The sequence below is a fragment of the Clostridium sp. E02 genome (assembly GCF_003833015.1).
Classification (GTDB): domain Bacteria; phylum Bacillota; class Clostridia; order Lachnospirales; family Lachnospiraceae; genus Lacrimispora.
Genome location: NZ_RJLQ01000017.1, coordinates 92,964 through 108,110, shown reverse-complemented (window position 1 = coordinate 108,110; position 15,147 = coordinate 92,964). Strand labels below are relative to the sequence as shown.

Here is a 15,147-nt window from a genome sequence, read left to right as displayed (position 1 = left end):
TTGCCATTGTTAGAATCTAAATGTGGACACTGGTTTATATCTGGATCAAGTCTACAATCTCCAGTCATATCTAATCACTCCTTTTACCCGTGGACTAGCATTCCACATTCCTCGCAATATAGCCAGGTAGGTTTGTTTCGAAATTTATTTGGAGTTCTGATTCTTTTCGCATTTGCATTATTATATCCACATATCGGACAAAAAAATTTTGTTTCCCCATACCATCCGATTTTTTCTAAAGCATTTAATCCGGATTCAATAAAAATATAACACTCATCTTTTCTTTTTTCTTTTACCATTATTTCAACTCCTTTGTGATACTTAATTATCAATGAATTCCCAAACGGAACAATCCAATTACTTTTCCAAGAATATCCACGTGGTCAAGTATAATAGGTTCCATGAAATCATTTTCTGGCTGTAAACGGAAATAATTGTTTTCTTTGAAAAATCGTTTTACAGTAACGGAATCTTCCACAAGTGCAACAGCAATCTCCCCATTGGATACGGTAGAGCATTGTTCAATAATTATCTGGTCGTCTTCTAATATCCCTGCGTTTATCATACTGTTTCCTTTTACCTTTAATATAAAGGTCTCTGCACTGGATAGTAAATCAGAGGGGATAGGATAGTAGTTCTCGATATTTTCCTCAGCATAAAGAGGTTGACCAGCAGCTACAGTTCCTAAAACAGGAACATTTACCACTTCTCTATGTGTCAGATTAAAACAATCTTCAATGATTTCAATTGTTCTTGGTTTCGCAGGATCTCTCCTTATATAACCCTTTTCTTCCAACGTTTCCAAATGAGAATGTACAGAAGATGGCGATTTTAAATGCACTGCTTCACAAATTTCACGAACTGAAGGAGGATAGCCATTCTTTAAGATGGTTTCTTTGATATACTTTAAAATTTCATTCTGTCGATGTGTAATATCCATAGTTAACCCAACCTTTCTTTTAACGTATCATACCATATTTATACATAAAAAGCAAACATTTGTTCGAAAAAAACTATACACATAAGTAAAAATGTAGTATTATTGTAGAAAAGGAAGGTGATTAAAATGATGGATACGATATCCAAAGATTTATACAGTAAAGTTGTTAATGCTCAATATGATATGATGAGGACTTTTGTGGATTATGTGAAGTACGAAGATGAAATAGCAGATGGTTTGACAGGAATGTCATATATATTATTTGATGAAAGCATTCCGTTTTCTTTTGATGGGCAATGTATATCAGTGACTGATTTTGGAATAAAGATATTTTTTGGAGAAAATGAAAAGTTATGTGTTGAATTGGAAAGTGGAGAGAGGTGCAATTATTATCCGGCTGAAATCTATAAGAAATATTTAGAAAAGCGTAAATATCAATTTAACGAATGTGAGTGGAGACTTAACAGTTTTAAAGAGTAAGGCTCCTAGCGATTTGACTTACATAACGTCTTTTGCATCACGGGTACACGATTTTACTGGCACGGGACAAAATGCTATACTGCGGGATGACATAACGTATGTGATAAGTGAAAAAGGTATTTAAACGGGAGCCTTTGGGTATGCCAATATTGTATATGCCGACAAGCCATCTGGGTCTATTGACCGTGGTTATGTGGAGTATTTTAAGCACGCAAACAACTTTGTTACCGTGAAAATATACCCAGAGGATTCATTGAATTTTTATATTAGGCGTTTTGCTTTGTACGACACGGCATGGGAAGGCGACTGGCAAAAGGTGCAATTCAGTGTTTAAATGATCATTTGAATATGTAAAAAGCAATATTAAGAGTACCGGTATATATATTACTTAAAACTATGTAAAAATGACCATCGACCTTATCGGTGCAAGTGCAGGACAATATTCCGACAGCAACGCCCGACTCTACCACGGCTATTACGTGATCAATACCAGCGGCTACAGTGGCGGTGGTAGTTTGACTGTTATTAAAGTTTATGGATTGCGTAATTATACCCTTACAGCAAGATTGAACAAAAGTGTTTAAATCAGCTAAATTGATATTTTAGAACTAATGTTCTTGCTGGCTTTATTTCAAGATTCCCACATTTCCCATTCATAATATGATAATATGATATCAGTGAAAAGTATATCAACGTGCGCTTGGCTTCGGCTGGGCGCATTTTTCGTGGGTGGAATTATGGAAAAGGAAACTAAAAAATCAGAACATAGTAAAAAACAGCCAATTTGGAGAGATGGAAATGCTCCTCACCCGGCAGGAAAGTGTTCCAGCGGAATGACTTTTAAATCTAAGAAGGTGAAAAGTGGATGAATAAACTTAGCTACATAGATATTTGCAAGGGCTCATTTGGACGTAAGGTAGCATATACCGGCGCATCAATTATTACTACCGAAAACATCTTAAAAGTAGTTGGAAAAGCAGTCGGTGTTTTGAATTATAACAGACCGTTCATTCGTTATCTTCATGATTATTACATGGGAGATCAGCCTATTTTGTACCGGGAAAAAACGGTACGTCCAGAAATAAATAACAAAACGGTTGAAAATCATGCTTTAGAAATTGTCCGGTTCAAGGCTGGCCAAACTTACGGTGAACCTATTCAATATGTGAGCCGCAAAAAAGATGAAGCTATTAATAAAGCCGTGGACACTTTTAATGATTATATGAGGGACGCTCATAAGCAGGCAAGGGATATTGAACTCGGTACATGGCAGAGTTCTGTAGGCACTGCTTATAAGGCAAGTTTAAAGGCGAGCAAAAACAGTCCTATTCCATTTCGGATTCATATTTCAACGCCTCTAAATACAATAATTGTCTATTCGCAGGAAGATGGTCGGGATATGCTTTCCGTACAGCAGCTAAAAGATGAAAACGAGGAGCAATATTATCTTTGCTTTTCCGAAGATAAATACTTCATAATTAAGAATGGCCGAATTACAAAGACAGATTTTAACGGATTTGGAGGGATTCCAATAGCGGAATATCCAAATAACCCAGATCGCCTATCCGACATTGAGATTGCCATTACTGCTTTGGATCAGATAAATAAAATGCAGTCAGACCGAATGAATGGCATTGAACAGTTTGTCCAGGCATTTATGCTTTTCAAGAACTGTGAAATTTCGAAAGATGAATTTATAGAGATGAGCCAGTTGGGAGCAATTCAGGTTAAAGATTCGGGGCAAGCCAATAAGTCAGATGTAAAACTTATGACAGCTGAACTTAATCAAGAACAAACTCAGGTATCAAAGGATGATTTATACCGGCAGGTACTTGTGGTTGAAGGAATGCCAGATCGTCAGCAGAATACCGGCGGTGATACTGGTCAAGCGGTGTACCTACGGAATGGTTGGGATTTTGCGGAGCAGAGGGCAAGATTAGATGAGCCATTCATTATTGAGGCTGAGAAGAAACACTGTCAGATTGTTCTCAATATTCTAAAACAGACAACTAATGATGTACCCTTGTCTATAAGGGATTTTGATGTGAAAATCACTCGTAATTCCACTGATAATATGCTTGTCAAGGCTCAGTCTTTGGATTATTTGTTAAAAAATAAAATACACCCATTAATTGCTCTTATAACATGTGGCCTGTTTGGAGATCCTGAAAAAGTATGGGTAATGAGTCAACCTTATATGGAAACGGTTTATAAAACGCAAGAGCAATTAGATGTTGAGGCTGAAAAGGAAAAAGCTTTTGAATTATTGAAAAATCAATCAAATAGTACAGTTAAAACAGGAGAAGCCAAATAGCTTTCCCTTTTTTATTTAAATTTGGAGTCATCCGTAAATGGCAAAATCCAGCAGGTGCGACCTGCGTTAACAAAAGCGTGGATAGAAGGAGGATATTGTTATGACCAGAGAACAGGCTAAGAAGAATTTAATTGCTTTAGGTGTCACGGAGCCGACCGATGAGCAGATAACAGGCTATCTGAATCAGCATAACGGTGAGGTGAAAAAGGTCCAGGAAGACGCTGATAAATGGAAAAAGGAAGCTGAAAAGGCCGGAGATTTGCAGACCAAACTTGATGGGATTGAACAACAGAATCTTTCAGAATTGGAAAAAGAAAAAAAAGCAAGGGAAACGGCTGAGAAGAACGCCGCTGACTTGCAGAAACAGCTAACACAGTCAGCAGTCTCAACTATTTTTGCAAAAGCGAATTTGTCTGGAGATGAGTTTACTGGAATGATGGCTGCGCTATCTGCTTTGGATTTGGAATCAGCCAAGACCAGTGCTGAAGCTTTTGTGTCCGGAATTTCTAAGCGTGATGAAGCAAATAAGACTCAGTGGCAAAAAGAGACGTTTGACAACACTCCGAATCCGGGCGCAGGAGATCCACCGGCAAACACGGATCCGGGCAAGAAGAGTGCTGCAGCTGAATACGCAAAACAATATTCCCAGAATAAAAATCCGCAGCCCACTGCGACACCTATCGTTGGTGCGCAGCCGGGGACATTAATTTAAAGGAGGATATGACATGGCTTACATGAAAGTAATTCAGGGAGAAACACTCCCTAATTTTTTGGAAAGTGCCGTAGGATTAGTACAGAAAACTGAAATGGTTACTCAGACTATGGCGACCACTGTAGATACCAAAAAGCTGATATATGGTGGAACAGCATTCCCGTCTAATGATGGTAATGCAACAGGTATCGTTTTTGAAACTGTCGACATGACTGACGATGTAAAACGTCCGGCCAGTGTAATTAAGGCCGGTAGAATCTATGTAAATAGATTAAAGACTGAATTGACATCGGCAGCTAAAACAGCTTTGGCAGCAAAAGGGTTTGTAATCCTTGATGCTCCCGAAGTTGAATTTTAATCAGGAGGTACTGAGATGCCATTTAATGTATTGGACGCTATTAGTGTGGAAGAAAGATTAAATTTCGCCCAGAACTTTGCGGTTGCAAGACCCACGGTTCTGGATACCATTTTCCCCGATATTAAAACCCAGCATTTTAAAGCCGAGTATTACCGGCTAATGCAGGGGCAGAACCTGCCGACACCGGCATTTGTACATGCTTTGGATACCGAAGCACATATCGGCACTCGACCCACATTTGAGAAAGTGCTGACTGAAAAACTTTTCATCAAAGAGAAAATTAATCAGTCAGAACAGCTTCAGATGTATATTACCAACGGTGTACCTGATGATGACGGCTTAATCAAGTGGGTATTCGATGATATGGGGCGATTGTCTGATAGTGTTGTCACCAGGACTAAGATTGCTAAAGGAAATTTAATGAGTACTGGAATAATGAAAATCAAGGAGAATAACCTTGATATGGCTATTGATTTCGGAATTCCTGCTGAACAGAAGATCAATTTTGGTGATTGGTCTGATCCAGAGTATGATATCTTCTCTGATATTCAGAGAGCTGTAAAAATCCTGAAAGACCAGGGTAAGATTGCCAATCGTATGCTGACTTCTGATACACAGGTTCAGCGTATGCGAAAGAATAAATCTATGCAGATTGCCATTTACGGTGCAACAAATGTAGGTAAATTGGTGACCATGGCAGAATTGCAGAGAATGCTACAGGAAGAATTCAAGTTCCAGGTTATTTCTTGTGATGAAATGTTTGCCTACATCAAGTCGGACGGCTCAAAAGCTAATAAAAGATATTTCGATGAAGATAAGGTGACGTTCTATACTGCGGATATTTCTGGCAGTGCAGGTATTGGTCTTTGGGGACCGACACCGGAAGAAGCTGAATATACAGCATTCCAGGAAGCATTGGAGAAGATGTTTGTAACGGTGACCATGTGGTCCACACAGGATCCTGTAGCAAAGTGGACAAAAGCATCTGGTATGTTTATCCCGGTATTGCCGGACCCATACGGAATGGTAATTGCTACAGTAGTAACTGGTTCTGGCACACTTGGGACCTTGACTGTTAATTCTATTGCTGGTACAGCCACTGGTGATACCAAGGTTACCGCTTCCCCCGCTAAGTCAAGCGGTAATTCCTACAAGTATAAGGTGGGAGACTCCGCGACCGCAGTAACCTATGGTCAGAATGTTCAGACATGGTCAGCATGGGACGGTAGTGCAGATATTACGGCGGCAACCGGCAAGGTTATCACTGTTGTGGAATGCGATTCCAGTTACAAGGCTGTAAAGGCCGGTAATGCTACTGTAACAGCTAAAGCATAAGATCGGAGGTGAGATGAGTGGAAACAGATATTCTAGCTGACGTAAGTACATATCTTGGTGACGAAGTGAGCGAACAGGATAATCCAGTTCTGCTCATTCTCATTAACCGGGCAATTCGTAAAGTATGCTCCAAGCGTTATCCATATGGATATACTGACACAGAAAAAGCAAAGGCGGTTTCAAAGTATCGAGATGTGGTCTTTGATGCCGCCGTTTATTATTGGGCGAAGCAGGGAAGTGAGGGTCAGAGTTCCCATTCTGAAAATGGGATTTCCCGGGGATATCAGAATGAAGATGACCTTTATTTTGATGTGGTACCTATGGCAAAGACTTTGTAACAAAGATTTAAGACGGTGCGTGTCTGGCTAACCTCCCGGCCGGACGCAGGGTGCATATCAGAATAATGGTGGTGGGCAGATATGCTTATTATGTCTGGGAGGCAGTGGAAAACAGAGCTAATAACAAGATGTATTGATATATCGGTAAAGTGCTTAGATAGATTTGAAGGGAGATTATAATGAGAGAATTATCAACGATTCAGAAAAGAGAAAAGTTAAACAGAGTCTTTGCGGTAGATGGTGAAGGTCCGGGCGGTGCAAATCATGAGTATCTGATTGTTTCTGATTCTGGACTTCCGGAACCAAAGGAACAGAAGATTGAACTTCAAAAAGGACCACGCAAAGAGGAAGGTTCACAGCACGGCATTATTGATACTGATTTGCTTGAAATCGTGCGTGACAGATTAAAAAGCTTCCAGGCCGGTCCGTTCTCTTCCAGAGAGAACGCTTGTGCCCTCACTCATATCGAAGAGGCTCTTATGTGGTTGAATCGCAGGGTTGAGGATAGAATTGAGAGGGAAGTCTTGGGAACCAATCAGAAATAAGCGGTCGGAATGCAGGCAGAAGACTGAATTATTTTGACATAGAATCTTTCAATTCTGTATGGATAGGAGTAAGATATTGATAAAAGATAATCCTATTTGCTACAAATACTAAGGAGGGGTTCTATGGATAAGTATGTTGAAGTGTTTTGTAAGCAAAATCCAGTAATGAATATGGCTTGCGGAAATTCGGAATGTGGTTGTGAATTTGAAGTAAAAACTAAGGAATTTTTTAAAAATAAGACGTATAATCACACTTGTGCTAAGTGTGAAAAATCTACAGATTACGATACCAGTAAATTTGTAACAGGTTTAATTCAGCAACTGAAAAAGTTAGGCGTTGAAGTGAGGTAAGAACATTAAAAGTAGAATGGGATTATCTTTATAAGAGAGGGAAACCTCTCTTTTCTATTTAGCATAATTATGGAGAAAAAGGATGAGAGGTTTAAGACGCAATCAGAAAACGTTATATTATCAGCTATATTCAGAGCATATCCCGGTTTATGAAACCGATTTGGACGGAAATATCATCTATGATCCAGTGACAGGAGAACCGCTCCTTACTGGTGATTATACTGTTGGGTATGCGGACCCGGTGGGGTTTAAGATTAATCTCGGACAATCCGGTGGAACATCAGAGGACGAACCTTATGGGATTAGCATTTCTGATTACAGTGCCAAAATGGTGACTTGCAATAAGAAATTGCCAATTGTAGAGGGAACTTTAATATGGTATTCTACAGATCCGGTTCAAAAGGCAGATGGTACGATAGATACAGATAAAGCTGATTTTAAGGTTATCTCGGTAGACGATACCCGTCCTAATTCTAATGTTTATATTCTTCAACGCAGGACTAAAGGAAGTGTTATTGATGGCTAAAAGAGTGATCCGAGGAAACCTCTCTTCAAAAGGAATCCAGAATATCATAAATCAGTTGGAAAAGTACAAAGTGGACTTGCACAGGAAAACTGAATTGCTATGCCAGCGCTTGGCAGAAGCTGGTCAAACAGTTGCATTGCAAAGCATTAATGATTCACCTTTGGGAAAGACAATAACCCTACGAATAGAAATGGCTCCAAGGCCCGAAGGTTGTAAAGCTATTTTAGTTGCCACTGGTCAAACAAAGTCCAATGACCACGGAACCATAAATACCTTGCTTCTCGTTGAGTTCGGAGCTGGTGCTTTCTATAATCCGTCCGATAATCCAAAAGCCGGAGAGATGGGATACGGCATTGGAACGTTCCCCGGACAAATTCATGCTTTTGAAGATGGTTGGTACTACTGGGGAGAAGATGAGAAGTGGCATTACACTCACGGAACAAGGGCTACAATGCCAATGTATAATGCTTCCGTGGCTATACGGACACAGGTGGCAGCTATTGCAAAGGAGGTGTTTCGGTAATGCTTGATATTTCTTCATTGATTTATACTCGTTTGGTGAATGATGAAACACTGAAAAAGTACATCAAAGGGAGCGGCACTACCAGGAATGATACCCCTTCGATTTTCCCCTACCTTTATTTCAAAAGCCTAGGACAGCCTACAACGAGCAGTTCTCTACAGAATAAGCAATGTGCAGTTTCTGCTGACTTTGAAATTACTATGTATGATTCCGGTTCTTCCAGCAAGACAAAGCAGTTGATTTTCCTTGTGGCAGATATCATGACAGAACTGGGATTTATTTTAAAATACGGACCGTTGGAAGTGGACCGTTCAAATACATCCGAAGCATATCGCTGGATTGCAAGGTTTCATAGGACCTATTGTGAGGGCGATTTGATATAAAAATATGAGCAAATTAACTTTGAGCTTCGTCTAATGGCGAGGTTCTTTTTTCTTTAAAAAGGAGGACCTGAAATTATGGCAACAGCAGTAGATTTGAGTACCGCCGGCATCCATGTGGGGTATGCCATTGAAGCAACTGCCGGGACTAAGCCTACGGCGTTTACTGACCTTCCTAATCCGAAAAGTATTCCAGACTTTAATCCGGAAACGGGAACCTATGATGTGACTTCTCTGAATGATACAGTGTGGAAACGTTACATTGATGGATTAAAAGATCCAGGTGGAGCAATTGCAATCACTTTCGGCATGACTCAAGTATTCCTGGATATGTGGGAAACAATTTGTGATGAATATGATACAGCTAATGTAACTAATAAGCGAATGTGGTTAGAATTCTATCATCCCAGATTGGAGAAGGCTTTTTTCTTCACGTGCGTTCCTGCAAGAATGGGCTGGGCGGCTTCCGATGTTGACAATGCTTGGGATACCAGTGTATCTGTAACACCGACCGGAGAAATTGGGTGGGACGATCCAATTGTACCAACGGAATCGTCGGAAGAACCTTAATAAAAGAGTATGGGAGGTATTAAGATATGAAGATTTTAACTATTGGCGGAAAAGATTACAAAATAGAATATTCCTTTGAAGCGGCAGAATACAAAGAATGTGTAGATAAAGCGTTTAAGGTAGTTTCTGGATCTTATATGATTCGTAATGGTAATTATAACAAAGATGACAAAAAGGCAATGATGGAAATGTTAATAGATGGCACCTCTGATATGGTATCTGATCTACCAGCCGTGGTTCCATCATTTCTATATGCCGGCTTATTGGAAAATAATCCAGTCGCTGATGAACAAGATGCCAAAGTATTGTTTAAACAGTTTATAAAAGAAAATCCAGATGATGATCGTGCTTCGTTTTATGGGATGTTTGAATTCCTTAAACAACGCATGGAAGAAGACGGTTTTTTCAAGTTGACCGGATTGGACAAACTGGTGGAGAAAATGAATCAGGAAGTAGAGCCAAAGTCCAAATCCGGGAAGACTCCTCAGGACCGCAAAAGGAAGTCAACTTCCACAAAATAATCTGGGAACAGTATTTGCCGGACGCTCTGGTCATGAATGTCCCATATGATTTGTTTTGGCATTTGAATCCTAGAAAACTGTTACCTTTTGCAGAAGCCAATCGAAGAAAACAGCAGACTCGCAGTGATGAAATGTGGCTCATGGGGCAATATGTAGCTTCGGCATTAGACGCTACTGTATGTAATGCAATGCCATTTATTAAACGGAAACGAAAAGGTAAATATTTAGAGAAACCAATAAGGGTAATACCCTTGACGGATGAAGAGAAAAAAATTGAAGAAGAAAAAGCATTGAATCAGTTCTTATCATTTTTTAATGGAATGGATAGTGATGCAAACAATGAACGATCAAAGGGCGAGTGATGGACGAAAATTCACTCGCCTTTTTTTATATGTATAAAGGGCGGTGAAAACATGGCTGATGTTATTGATGATCTAAAAGTCCAAATAGATGCCAGTACGAATAGTGCTGATGCCAAAATAGATAAATTTATTCAAAAGATGATGTCTTTACAATCTGCAATATCTGGGATTGAAATGTCTGGGGCAAGTCAGGTGGCTTCTGGAATAAATCAAATTTCTTCATCTATTCAAAGCTTTAATGAACGGACTAAAATTGCAGATTTTTCCAGAATAACCAGGGGATTAAATAAACTGGGTGCAGTTGATGTACAAGGGGTAAGTAATGCTTCTAGGGTAATGTCAACTCTGGCAGCCAATTTGGGAAGTATGGGGACTATTTCTTATGATTCACAAGGAATTATAAATCTTGCATCATCTATTTCTAAATTAGGAGGCAAAACAGTTACGCAAGCTACTAGAAACATCCCTTTGCTCAGAGAAAGTCTGCAAAGTTTCATTCAGACGATGAACGGGCTTGATTCTGTAACATTTGACGCTTCTGGACTTAATTCATTGGTAAGCTCTATTTCTAAATTAGGTGGAAAAGCTGCAGGTAATGCTATACCAAATATAAAAGGCCTTGGGATTTCATTAAAGGATTTGATGATTACATTGTCCACAGTGCCGAATGTGAGTAACAATCTCATTCAAATGACAAACGCTCTGGCAAGATTAGCGTTAAATGGCTCTAGGGTTTCCAGTGCTGGTCAGGCCATGCGAAACAGTTTAAATGCATACTCTTATTCTGCAACAAAGGCACGATTGACGACAAAGGGATTAGTATCTCAGATCGGTATGCTCTATGCTAAATACTTTCTATTGATTCGAGGACTAAAAGCGCTTTGGAGAGCAACCAAATCATCCATGGACTATATAGAGACATTAAATTACTTTGATGCAGCATGGGGACAGGTTGCTGATAATGCAGTTGGAGAATGGAAGGAATCAGGTTACGAATCTGCGGAGGCATATGCTAACTCATTTAGCGAACGTGCAAGAGAATTAACAGGGAGAATGTCTGGATTCCAGCCAGACCAAAATGGAAATTTAGAGTCAACAGGTATGCCAAGTATGGGAATAGATCCTGAAAAACTCATGAATTATCAGGCAACGTTTGGTCAGATGGCATCTTCCATGGGAGTGGCTTCGGAAACAGCACTTAAGTTATCAGATGCACTTTCCATGATAGGAGCCGACCTTGCGTCCGTTAAAAATCTGGAATTCGAAGATGTATGGAAAGATATGGCTTCCGGTATGGTTGGTATGAGCCGGACATTAGATAAGTACGGTGTCAATATCCGCGAAGTGAATTTGCAGGAAAAATTAAATGAGTTAGGTATAAAAGCAAAGATATCCGCATTGAACCAGCAAGATAAGGCATTATTAAGAAGCATAATTTTACTGGATTCTACTCGCTATGCATGGGGGGATTTATCAAACACACTGGGGCAACCGGCAAACCAGTTGAGGCTTTTACAGTCAAATTTTGCAAACCTCGGGAGAACTATAGGAAACCTATTTCTACCTATAGTTGCAAAAGTACTTCCTTATGTCAATGCTTTAGTGATTGCTATGCAAAGACTGTTTTCGTGGATAGGTGGGCTATTAGGTATTAAAATAGGATCACTTGGTTCATCTATTGGATCCGCAGCTACAGATATGGACGGACTGGAAGATACTGCTGGCGGGGTAGCTGACAAGATGGGTGATGCTGCAGATAAGTCCAAAAAGATGGCGAGCAATCTTCAGTCATTCGATAAGTTGAATGTAGTAAATTCCAGTGACAGTTCTTCTGGTGGTGGAAGTGGTAGTGGATCAGGAGCAGGGGGCGGTTTATTAGATGAAGCTTTCTTAGATGCATTTTCTGAATATCAGGCAGCTTGGGACAATGCATTTACCAATATGGAAAACTCTGCGCAGGGCATGGCAGACAAGATTGAAAACGCTTTTCAGAGGATTTGGGAAGTTGCTGAGCCTACCAGAGAAGCAATGATGCGGCTTTGGAATGAAGGATTCAAAGAATTTAGTGAGTTTAGCACAGATACTTTAAAAGACTTTTATAATAATTTTTTGGTTCCAGTAGGGACGTGGACATTGGGAGAAGATGGATTGGCGAGATTTCTGAACATTACCAATTCCATGTTAAAGGATATTAACTGGGCGAATCTCCGTACAAGTCTTAGTGGATTTTACAAAGAATTGTCAAGATTAACAATTCTCACTTTTACTAGCATGTTAGATTTCTATGCTGATTTCCTTAAGCCGGTTACTGTCTGGGGGATTGGAAACGGGCTTCCTCGTTTGCTTGATGTGATGACAAATTTGTCTAAGAAAATAAAGTGGGAACAGTTCGTTGATGCTTTAGATGATGTGTATAAAGCTTTGTCCCACTTAACGATTGGTATAGGTAAAGGTCTTATTTCATTTATTGAAGGACTGGCTGCAGTACTTACACCGGTTTTATCTGGATTAGTAAGTGCGTTATCACTTGTATTAAAAGGGTTTTCTTCAGTAATCTTGTCTATTCCTCAGGATACGCTTGTATTCTTGACAGGTGCTATTGCTGGATTTTTGACAACGTTTATTACTTATCAAACTGTCGTTGCAGCTATTAATGCTATTAAACTTGGAATAACTGGATTATATGTAGCGCTTGATGATTTCTTTATAAAAGCTGTTGGTTGGGTGGCAGCAAATCCGTACGTGGCACTGGCAGCTGGGTTGGCAGCGATTGCCGGCGGTTTGATAGCTATGAATCAGAACTGGAAAAAGAAGATGGCAGATGAATTTTCTGAGTTCCAGGACAAGATAGGTTCTAACACTGATGACTTGAATGATGCTGCAGATGCTTTTTCAAATGTAGCAGTAAACAGTAAAAAAGTAATCGAAAGTGCGGAACAAGATTCTGAAAAGTTGGATACACTCACACAGGCCTACTTTAATCTTGCAGATCAGGCCTCTATCACTTCGGCAGAACAGGAGCAGTTGAAAAATTATGCTCAACAGTTAATTGATAAAGCTCCGGAATTACAGGGCATGATTGATAAGACAACGGGAAGATATACGGCTCAAGAAGAAGCAATTAAAAAAGTTATTCAAAAGCAGCAAGAGTACTATGATGTGATTGCCTATCAAAAAATTACAGAACAGTATAATGAAACTCTGGCTGAAGCTAATGTTCAATTATCTATTTCTGAAAAACAGTATGAAAGCAACGAAAAGAAAATGAAGATCTTGCAAGATGCAATGGATAATTTGGTGAATTCCGGTGTAGATGAAAATGTTTGGATTGAAAATAACAGAGAATCCCTTGAAAAGCAAGGATTTGTATTAGATGATAATGAAAAAGCATCGTATCAATTAGCGCAGCAGATTTCTTTTTATGAACAGGAATTAGGAAAAGCCACAGAAGCACAGAACACCGCAAAAACGGCAGTGGAAGATGCAAGTTTAGCATATGATACAGCCAATGATGTTTTAGATGGCCATAAACAAAAATACAAGGAACTGGAAGATACCGTTAATTCCATGAATTTCGGCAAAGTTACGATCGAAGCATCAAAGGCTATTGATGGTCTTGGCGGAGTATTTGTCAACGGTAAACAAGTTGTTGGGGAAGCGGCCGTAGAATTTTACCAATCTATAATTGAATCCTATGGAAACACGGATCAGGAGATGTATGATCTTGGAGAAAAGGGAGTAGTTCAATTTGGTCAGGGTGGTAAAAACGGGGTCCCTGAAGCTGTAAGTACCATGAATGATGAACTTTGGAATAAGGTAAAGGCAGATTATGAATCAAAAGGTTACCAAGTGTCTTATGATGGAGGAAAGCTACTGGTAAAAGCCATTGGTGACGGTGGAAAAGCAGAAGCGAATGGTACGGCCAGTGCTGTTACAGATGCTGTAACAGGTGGATTACAGAATGAGGAAAACACTACAAAATTTATTAACTCCGGAATCTATGGAGCAAACAAAATTTTAGAAGGTGGAAAATCCTTAAACACGGAATTGCAAAATCTAGGTTCCGGTTGGGCGGCGTATTCCAATGAAGGGTTAAAGCATAAGTTTGAGGAATTGCAGAAATCCAGTACACCGGATATAATGAGAAACTTTGCAAAAGTAGGTATTACTGATCCCTTTAAAATTGCTATGGGTATTCATTCACCATCTACTGTATTTGCTGGATTTGGTGGTTTTATAGTTCAAGGATTGAACGATGGCATCAAGAACAAGCAAGATAGCAGCAGAGGTGTAATAAGTACTTGGGTGGGAAATATTAAGAATTGGTTTACCGATCTGCTTGACATTCATTCACCATCTAAATTATTTGCTGAGTTTGGTGGTTTTACTGTTGCAGGCTTTAATACCGGAATCTCTGACAACATGGATTCATCTAACAGTCTAATTGAGCAGTGGGTAGATAATGTGTCAAAGGCATTTGATGTTACAAATGTCGTAACTCCTAATGTAGGGACTACATATAGCGTTAACCGAGAGTTTTTTGATATGGTAGATACCAGAGCGTCGGTATCGTTTGATAAACCCACCTATGATTTTAAAACCGGCATATCTGCAGAATTAAATGCCGCATTATCCGGTATCATTGACTATGATAAAATGGCGAATACTATGGCACCGATTGTGGCAAGGGCTTTGGAAAATGCAGATATCAAAGCCCAAATTGGCGATCAGGAAGTATGGAGTAGTACAAAAAATAGTTGGTCCAAAGAATATTCCAGAAATAAGAAAGCGCCTGTTCCAATCTAAGTCAAAGATAGCCGTCAAGTTGGGAAATTTGACGGTTATTTCTTTGCTCATATTAATATAGTAGAAACTCAACAATCATGACAATC

At 39.6% G+C, this 15,147-nt stretch carries 18 protein-coding genes; 16 read left to right on the top strand and 2 right to left on the bottom strand.

Going from position 1 to position 15,147, the window contains the following annotated elements; all coding sequences use genetic code 11:
- Positions 1-83 precede the first annotated feature (83 nt).
- Positions 84-299 carry a hypothetical protein gene (locus EFT72_RS13905; protein ID WP_124067520.1) on the bottom strand — a complete coding sequence of 72 codons (216 nt, stop codon included), beginning with the start codon at positions 297-299 and terminating at the stop codon, positions 84-86.
- 29 nt (positions 300-328) lie between these two features.
- Positions 329-940 (bottom strand): transcriptional repressor LexA, encoded by a 612-nt coding sequence (gene lexA / locus EFT72_RS13900; RefSeq protein WP_124067519.1) that lies wholly within the window; start codon positions 938-940, stop codon positions 329-331.
- Between the two features lie 126 nt (positions 941-1,066).
- Here lexA and EFT72_RS13895 point away from each other — a divergent pair, with 126 nt between their 5' ends.
- The 16 genes from EFT72_RS13895 (at position 1,067) to EFT72_RS13825 (ending at position 15,061) form a co-directional block, all read left to right on the top strand.
- Positions 1,067-1,420, top strand: a complete 354-nt coding sequence (locus EFT72_RS13895; RefSeq protein ID WP_124067518.1) for a hypothetical protein — start codon at positions 1,067-1,069, stop codon at positions 1,418-1,420.
- A 737-nt stretch (positions 1,421-2,157) separates the two neighbouring features.
- Positions 2,158-2,289: a hypothetical protein gene (locus EFT72_RS19810; protein WP_279221999.1), complete on the top strand. Its 132-nt coding sequence runs from the start codon at positions 2,158-2,160 to the stop codon at positions 2,287-2,289.
- On the top strand, positions 2,286-3,734 hold the full coding sequence (locus EFT72_RS13890; protein WP_124067517.1) for a phage portal protein: 1,449 nt from the start codon (positions 2,286-2,288) through the stop codon (positions 3,732-3,734). The genes EFT72_RS19810 and EFT72_RS13890 overlap by 4 nt, the downstream gene beginning before the upstream one ends.
- 100 nt (positions 3,735-3,834) lie before the next feature.
- On the top strand, positions 3,835-4,446 hold the full coding sequence (locus EFT72_RS13885) for a hypothetical protein (protein ID WP_124067516.1): 612 nt from the start codon (positions 3,835-3,837) through the stop codon (positions 4,444-4,446).
- A gap of 13 nt (positions 4,447-4,459) precedes the next feature.
- On the top strand, positions 4,460-4,804 hold the full coding sequence (locus tag EFT72_RS13880) for a hypothetical protein (RefSeq protein WP_124067515.1): 345 nt from the start codon (positions 4,460-4,462) through the stop codon (positions 4,802-4,804).
- 30 nt (positions 4,805-4,834) lie between these two features.
- On the top strand, positions 4,835-6,139 hold the full coding sequence (locus EFT72_RS13875; RefSeq protein ID WP_243110020.1) for a major capsid protein: 1,305 nt from the start codon (positions 4,835-4,837) through the stop codon (positions 6,137-6,139).
- Between the two features lie 17 nt (positions 6,140-6,156).
- A complete protein-coding gene (locus tag EFT72_RS13870; RefSeq protein ID WP_124067513.1) occupies positions 6,157-6,477 on the top strand; it encodes a hypothetical protein in 321 nt (106 codons plus the stop codon).
- A 179-nt stretch (positions 6,478-6,656) separates the two neighbouring features.
- A complete protein-coding gene (locus EFT72_RS13865; RefSeq protein WP_124067512.1) occupies positions 6,657-7,022 on the top strand; it encodes an ABC transporter ATPase in 366 nt (121 codons plus the stop codon).
- Positions 7,023-7,145: 123 nt separating this feature from the next.
- Complete coding sequence (locus tag EFT72_RS13860; RefSeq protein ID WP_124067511.1) at positions 7,146-7,373, top strand: hypothetical protein; 228 nt, start codon at positions 7,146-7,148, stop codon at positions 7,371-7,373.
- An 82-nt stretch (positions 7,374-7,455) separates the two neighbouring features.
- Positions 7,456-7,899 (top strand): hypothetical protein, encoded by a 444-nt coding sequence (locus EFT72_RS13855; RefSeq protein ID WP_124067510.1) that lies wholly within the window; start codon positions 7,456-7,458, stop codon positions 7,897-7,899.
- Positions 7,892-8,422 (top strand): hypothetical protein, encoded by a 531-nt coding sequence (locus tag EFT72_RS13850; RefSeq protein ID WP_124067509.1) that lies wholly within the window; start codon positions 7,892-7,894, stop codon positions 8,420-8,422. The genes EFT72_RS13855 and EFT72_RS13850 overlap by 8 nt, the downstream gene beginning before the upstream one ends.
- On the top strand, positions 8,422-8,805 hold the full coding sequence (locus tag EFT72_RS13845; protein ID WP_124067508.1) for a hypothetical protein: 384 nt from the start codon (positions 8,422-8,424) through the stop codon (positions 8,803-8,805). The genes EFT72_RS13850 and EFT72_RS13845 overlap by 1 nt, the downstream gene beginning before the upstream one ends.
- 75 nt (positions 8,806-8,880) lie before the next feature.
- A complete protein-coding gene (locus tag EFT72_RS13840) occupies positions 8,881-9,372 on the top strand; it encodes a hypothetical protein (protein WP_124067507.1) in 492 nt (163 codons plus the stop codon).
- 26 nt (positions 9,373-9,398) lie between these two features.
- Positions 9,399-9,893, top strand: a complete 495-nt coding sequence (locus EFT72_RS13835; RefSeq protein WP_124067506.1) for a hypothetical protein — start codon at positions 9,399-9,401, stop codon at positions 9,891-9,893.
- A 32-nt stretch (positions 9,894-9,925) separates the two neighbouring features.
- Positions 9,926-10,255 (top strand): hypothetical protein, encoded by a 330-nt coding sequence (locus EFT72_RS13830; protein WP_243110019.1) that lies wholly within the window; start codon positions 9,926-9,928, stop codon positions 10,253-10,255.
- A 51-nt stretch (positions 10,256-10,306) separates the two neighbouring features.
- Complete coding sequence (locus tag EFT72_RS13825) at positions 10,307-15,061, top strand: hypothetical protein (protein ID WP_124067505.1); 4,755 nt, start codon at positions 10,307-10,309, stop codon at positions 15,059-15,061.
- Positions 15,062-15,147 lie beyond the last annotated feature (86 nt).

What these genes read in the sequence shown, in the direction of transcription:
- EFT72_RS13840 (WP_124067507.1), top strand. Translation starts at nt 8,881, where the DNA reads ATGGCAACAGCAGTAGATTTGAGTACCGCCGGCATCCATGTGGGGTAT.
- lexA (WP_124067519.1), bottom strand. Translation starts at nt 940, where the DNA reads ATGGATATTACACATCGACAGAATGAAATTTTAAAGTATATCAAAGAA.
- EFT72_RS13895 (WP_124067518.1), top strand. Translation starts at nt 1,067, where the DNA reads ATGATGGATACGATATCCAAAGATTTATACAGTAAAGTTGTTAATGCT.
- EFT72_RS13830 (WP_243110019.1), top strand. Translation starts at nt 9,926, where the DNA reads ATGAATGTCCCATATGATTTGTTTTGGCATTTGAATCCTAGAAAACTG.
- EFT72_RS13865 (WP_124067512.1), top strand. Translation starts at nt 6,657, where the DNA reads ATGAGAGAATTATCAACGATTCAGAAAAGAGAAAAGTTAAACAGAGTC.
- EFT72_RS13885 (WP_124067516.1), top strand. Translation starts at nt 3,835, where the DNA reads ATGACCAGAGAACAGGCTAAGAAGAATTTAATTGCTTTAGGTGTCACG.
- EFT72_RS13905 (WP_124067520.1), bottom strand. Translation starts at nt 299, where the DNA reads ATGGTAAAAGAAAAAAGAAAAGATGAGTGTTATATTTTTATTGAATCC.
- EFT72_RS13855 (WP_124067510.1), top strand. Translation starts at nt 7,456, where the DNA reads ATGAGAGGTTTAAGACGCAATCAGAAAACGTTATATTATCAGCTATAT.
- EFT72_RS13845 (WP_124067508.1), top strand. Translation starts at nt 8,422, where the DNA reads ATGCTTGATATTTCTTCATTGATTTATACTCGTTTGGTGAATGATGAA.
- EFT72_RS13860 (WP_124067511.1), top strand. Translation starts at nt 7,146, where the DNA reads ATGGATAAGTATGTTGAAGTGTTTTGTAAGCAAAATCCAGTAATGAAT.
- EFT72_RS13825 (WP_124067505.1), top strand. Translation starts at nt 10,307, where the DNA reads ATGGCTGATGTTATTGATGATCTAAAAGTCCAAATAGATGCCAGTACG.
- EFT72_RS13835 (WP_124067506.1), top strand. Translation starts at nt 9,399, where the DNA reads ATGAAGATTTTAACTATTGGCGGAAAAGATTACAAAATAGAATATTCC.
- EFT72_RS13850 (WP_124067509.1), top strand. Translation starts at nt 7,892, where the DNA reads ATGGCTAAAAGAGTGATCCGAGGAAACCTCTCTTCAAAAGGAATCCAG.
- EFT72_RS19810 (WP_279221999.1), top strand. Translation starts at nt 2,158, where the DNA reads ATGGAAAAGGAAACTAAAAAATCAGAACATAGTAAAAAACAGCCAATT.
- EFT72_RS13880 (WP_124067515.1), top strand. Translation starts at nt 4,460, where the DNA reads ATGGCTTACATGAAAGTAATTCAGGGAGAAACACTCCCTAATTTTTTG.
- EFT72_RS13890 (WP_124067517.1), top strand. Translation starts at nt 2,286, where the DNA reads ATGAATAAACTTAGCTACATAGATATTTGCAAGGGCTCATTTGGACGT.